Source organism: Rhizobacter sp. P3_B12 (assembly GCF_056402895.1).
Genome location: NZ_JBFUGN010000526.1, coordinates 1 through 4,293 on the forward strand (window position 1 = coordinate 1; position 4,293 = coordinate 4,293).

A 4,293-nucleotide genomic window follows, 5' to 3' on the forward strand; every position below is an offset into this window, starting at 1 on the left:
CAGCTTCGACAACGTGAAGAACGGCGTGCCGACCATCGTCGTCGCCGCGATGTTCCAGAAGGACCCGCAGGCGCTGATCGCCCACCCGGGCCAGGGCTACGAGTCGTTCGAGAAGCTGAAGACCGCGCCGCTCGCGCTGATCGCGAAGGACGGCCAGTTCAGCTGGTGGCAGTGGCTGAAGGTCACGCACGGCTTCAAGGACGAGGTGCTCAAGCCCTACAACTACAACCTCGGGCCCTTCCTCGCGAACCCGAAGGCGATCCAGCAGGGCTACTCGGTGGCCGAGCCGATCTACGTCGAGAACCAGGGCAAGTTCAAGCCGGTGGTGCACCTGCTGGCCGACCACGGCTTCAGCACCTACTCGACGGTGATCGAGGCGCGCACCGACACCGTGAAGGACAAGCCGCAGCTGGTGCAGCGCTTCGTCGACGCGTCGATCCTCGGCTGGGTCAACTACCTGTACGGCGACCGCAAGGCGGCCAACGCGATGATGATCAGAGAGAACCCCGAGATGACCGAGGCGGAGATCGAGGCCTCGGTCGCGCTGATGAAGCAGCAGGGCATCGTCGACTCGGGCGAGGCGCTGCGCAACGGCGTCGGCGCGATGAGCACCGAGCGCATCCAGGATTTCTACGCGCAGATGGTGAAGGCCGGGCTGTACAAGGCGGGCGAGGTCGACCTGTCGAAGGTCGCGACGCTGCAGTTCGTCAACAAGAAGCTCGGCATGGACGTGAAGGCGAAGCTCGGCGGGCGGTGAGGCACCTCGCGAGGCCGTGTGAGGTTTTCCTCAAGTGCGGCGCAAAGAGGTCGATACTTGCGGTAACACTTTTCCTGACACCGTGACGTGAGCAACGCGACCGCACCGCGCCCTGCCGGCCATCTGCCGCTGCCCCAAGCCTTGCCCGACCTCGCCGCCTGGGTGCAGCACTTTCGCGACCGCGAGATCCCGGTGCTCGCGAACACCTCCGATGCGCTGGAGGCGATGCGCGCCAACGAGGACGATGTCGATGCCAACCTGATCGGCGAGATGGTCGCCGACGACCCGCTGATGACGCTGAAGGTGCTGGCCTACGCGGCCACGCACCGGCCGGCGCGGCTCGTCACCGATGTCGAGACCGTCACCGCCGCGGTCGTGCTGATGGGCATCTCGCCGTTCTTCGGCGCGTTCGGCGTGCAGCCCACCGTCGAGGACGCGCTCGCCGACCGGCCGGAAGCGCTGGCCGGCCTGAACGACGTGCTGCGGCGCGCGCACCGCGCCTCGCGCTTCGCGCTGGCCTTCGCGATCCACCGCCAGGACCACGACGCCGCGCTGATCCACGAGGCCGCGCTGCTGCACGACTTCGCCGAGATGCTGCTGTGGGTGCATGCGCCCGACCTGGCGCTGACCATCCAGCGCGCGCAGGCGGCCGACCCGACGCTGCGCTCCAACGCGATCCAGCACAGCACGCTGAACGTCGAGCTGTTCGACCTGCAGCAGGCGCTGATGAAGGCCTGGACGCTGCCCGACCTGCTGATCCGCATCTCCGACGACCGGCATGCCGAGCATCCGACGGTACAGAACGTCGTGCTGGCGATCCGCCTCGCGCGGCACACCGCGAACGGCTGGGACAACGCCGCGATCCCCGACGACGTGGCCGACATCGCCCAGCTGCTGAACCTGTCGACCGCCGCGACGCAGGCGATGCTGCAGAACCTCGACTACTGAGGCGTGCAGCCGGGCGCCGCTACAGCGGCACCGCGGTGGTGTTCTTCACCCGGTCCATCACGAAGCTGGTCTTGCAGTCTTCCACGCTGGGGTGCTTCAGCAGCGTCTCCATCACAAAGCGCGAGTAGTGCGCCATGTCCTGCACGACGACGCGCAGCAGGTAGTCCATCTCGCCGGTCAGCGCGACGCACTCGACCACCTCGGGCCAGGTCTGCACCGCGGCGCGGAACAGGTCCATCGGGTTGCGCTTGTGCACCTCGGAGTGCTTCTCGAGCCGCACGTTCAGGTMGGCCGTGAGCCCGAGCCCGACGCGCTCGGCCGGCACCAGCGCGACATAGCCGGCGATCACGCCCGATTCCTCCAGCCGCTTCACGCGCCGCAAGGTGGCCGAGGGCGACAGGCTGACCTGCGCAGCCAGCACGTCATAGGTGATCCGGCCATCGGCCTGCAGCGCCCGAAGAATGCGCCGATCGATCGCATCCAGCTGGATTTCCGTTTCCATGCGGCCGATTTTGCAACTTTCCTGCGCACAATGCCCGCACGAGGGCGCAACTTGCATGATTCCTGCGGAGGGACGAATCTACAGTGCGAGCAAGTTTTCACTTTGCAGGAGCGCGCCATGCAGTTCACCCCCTGGGACAACCCGATGGGCACCGACGGCTTCGAGTTCGTCGAGTACGCGGCGCCGGACCCGGTCGCGCTCGGCCGGCTGTTCGAATCGATGGGCTTCACCGCGATCGCACGGCACCGCCACAAGAACGTCACGCTGTACCGCCAGGGCGACGTCAACTTCATCATCAACGCCGAGCCGAATTCGTTCGCGCAGCGCTTCGCCCGCCACCATGGCCCGAGCGTGTGCGCGATGGCCTTCCGCGTGAAGGATGCCGCCCAGGCCTACGAGCGCGCGCTGGAACTCGGGGCCTGGGGCTTCGACAACCAGACCGGCCCGATGGAGCTGAACATCCCGGCCATCAAGGGCATCGGCGACTCGCTGATCTATTTCGTCGACCGCTGGCACGGCAAGGACGGCGCGGCCGCCGGCGCGATCGGCAACATCAGCATCTACGACGTCGACTTCGTGCCGATCCCCGGCGCGAACGCCTCGCCGGTCGGCAACGGCCTCACCTACATCGACCACCTGACGCACAACGTGCACCGCGGCCGCATGAAGGAGTGGGCCGATTTCTACGAGCGGCTGTTCAACTTCCGCGAGGTGCGCTACTTCGACATCGAGGGCAAGCTGACCGGCCTGAAGAGCAAGGCGATGACGAGCCCGTGCGGCAAGATCCGCATCCCGATCAACGAGAGCTCCGACGACAAGAGCCAGATCGCCGAGTACCTGGCGCTGTACCACGGCGAAGGCATCCAGCACATCGCGCTCGGCACCGACGACATCTACACCTCGGTCGAGGGCATGAAGGGCCAGGGCGTGGCGTTCCAGGACACCATCGCCACCTACTACGACCTCGTCGACAAGCGCCTGCCCAACCACGGCGAGCGGCTCGAGGACCTGAAGCGCCTGCGCATCCTGATCGACGGCGCGACGCACCAGGGCGCGCCGAACGAACTGCTGCTGCAGATCTTCACGCAGACGGTGATCGGGCCGATCTTCTTCGAGATCATCCAGCGCAAGGGCGACCAGGGCTTCGGCGAAGGCAACTTCCGCGCGCTGTTCGAGAGCATCGAGCTCGACCAGGTGCGCCGCGGCGTGCTGAAGGCCGAGCCCGAGGCGGCCGCATGAAGCGGCTGCCGTCGTTCATCGCGATCGCCCTGGCGGCGCTGGCCGGCACGGCCGGGGCACAGGAGTCGTCGCTCGATGCGGTGATGAAGGCCGGCGTGCTGCGCGCCTGCACGCCGGGCGACTACAAGCCGTTCAGCTTCCAGCGCGCCGACGGCGCGTTCGAGGGGCTCGACATCGACCTCGCGCAATCGCTGGCCGCGGCGATGGGCGTCAAGCTGGAGCTCGTGAAGACCAGCTGGGCCAACCTGCTGCCCGACTTCGGCGCCGGCAAATGCGATGTCGCGATCGGCGGCATCTCGGTGACCACCGAGCGCCAGAAGCGGGTGTTCTTCAGCACCGCCTACATGGTCAACGGCAAGACGCCGCTGGTGCGCTGCGAGGACGTGCCGAAGTACCAGAGCGTGGCCGACATCGACAAGCCCGGCGTGCGCACGATCGCGAACCCGGGCGGCAGCAACGAGCGCTTCGCGCGCGCCAACTTCAAGGCCGCGACGCTGACCATCCATGCCGACAACCTGACGATCTTCGACGAGCTGCTGGCCAAGCGTGCCGACGTGTTCGTGACCGAGGCCGCCGAGACGCTGGTGCAGCAGAAGCTGCGGCCCGGCCTGTGCGCCGTCAACCCGGAGCGCCCGCTGCAGTACGGCGAGATGGCGTGGATGCTGCCGCGCGACATGGTGATGAAGAACTTCGTCGACCAATGGCTGCACCTGTCGAAGGCCGGCGGCGACTACCAGCGGGCGGCGGACAAATGGCTGCGTTGATCAACGACAGCAGCGCCCTCGCCAAGGGCGTGAACAGCGGCGTCGCGCCAGCCACCTACGGCCAGGGCGATCGCCCGCCGCGC

The 4,293-nt window shown here is 67.2% G+C and carries 5 protein-coding genes; 4 read left to right on the forward strand and 1 reads right to left on the reverse strand.

Going from position 1 to position 4,293, the window contains the following annotated elements; genetic code table 11:
• Nucleotides 1–757 (forward strand): ABC transporter substrate-binding protein (locus AC1D01_RS22905; RefSeq protein WP_477870376.1); only part of this gene is annotated, 757 nt, incomplete at its 5' end.
• 87 nt (nt 758–844) lie between these two features.
• Nucleotides 845–1,705, forward strand: coding sequence for an HDOD domain-containing protein (locus AC1D01_RS22910; protein WP_477870378.1), 861 nt, complete (start codon nt 845–847; stop codon nt 1,703–1,705).
• Between the two features lie 19 nt (nt 1,706–1,724).
• Here the strand turns inward: AC1D01_RS22910 and AC1D01_RS22915 are convergent, their stop codons facing one another.
• Complete coding sequence (locus tag AC1D01_RS22915; protein WP_477870380.1) at nt 1,725–2,207, reverse strand: Lrp/AsnC family transcriptional regulator; 483 nt, start codon at nt 2,205–2,207, stop codon at nt 1,725–1,727.
• A gap of 117 nt (nt 2,208–2,324) precedes the next feature.
• Between AC1D01_RS22915 and hppD the strand changes: the two genes are divergently transcribed.
• Nucleotides 2,325–3,446 (forward strand): 4-hydroxyphenylpyruvate dioxygenase, encoded by a 1,122-nt coding sequence (gene hppD / locus AC1D01_RS22920; RefSeq protein ID WP_477870382.1) that lies wholly within the window; start codon nt 2,325–2,327, stop codon nt 3,444–3,446.
• Nucleotides 3,443–4,210, forward strand: coding sequence for a transporter substrate-binding domain-containing protein (locus AC1D01_RS22925; protein ID WP_477870384.1), 768 nt, complete (start codon nt 3,443–3,445; stop codon nt 4,208–4,210). The genes hppD and AC1D01_RS22925 overlap by 4 nt, the downstream gene beginning before the upstream one ends.
• Nucleotides 4,211–4,293 lie beyond the last annotated feature (83 nt).

Coding starts and splice junctions, on each gene's coding strand:
- AC1D01_RS22925 (WP_477870384.1), top strand. CDS start 3,443: ATGAAGCGGCTGCCGTCGTTCATCGCGATCGCCCTGGCGGCGCTGGCC.
- hppD (WP_477870382.1), top strand. CDS start 2,325: ATGCAGTTCACCCCCTGGGACAACCCGATGGGCACCGACGGCTTCGAG.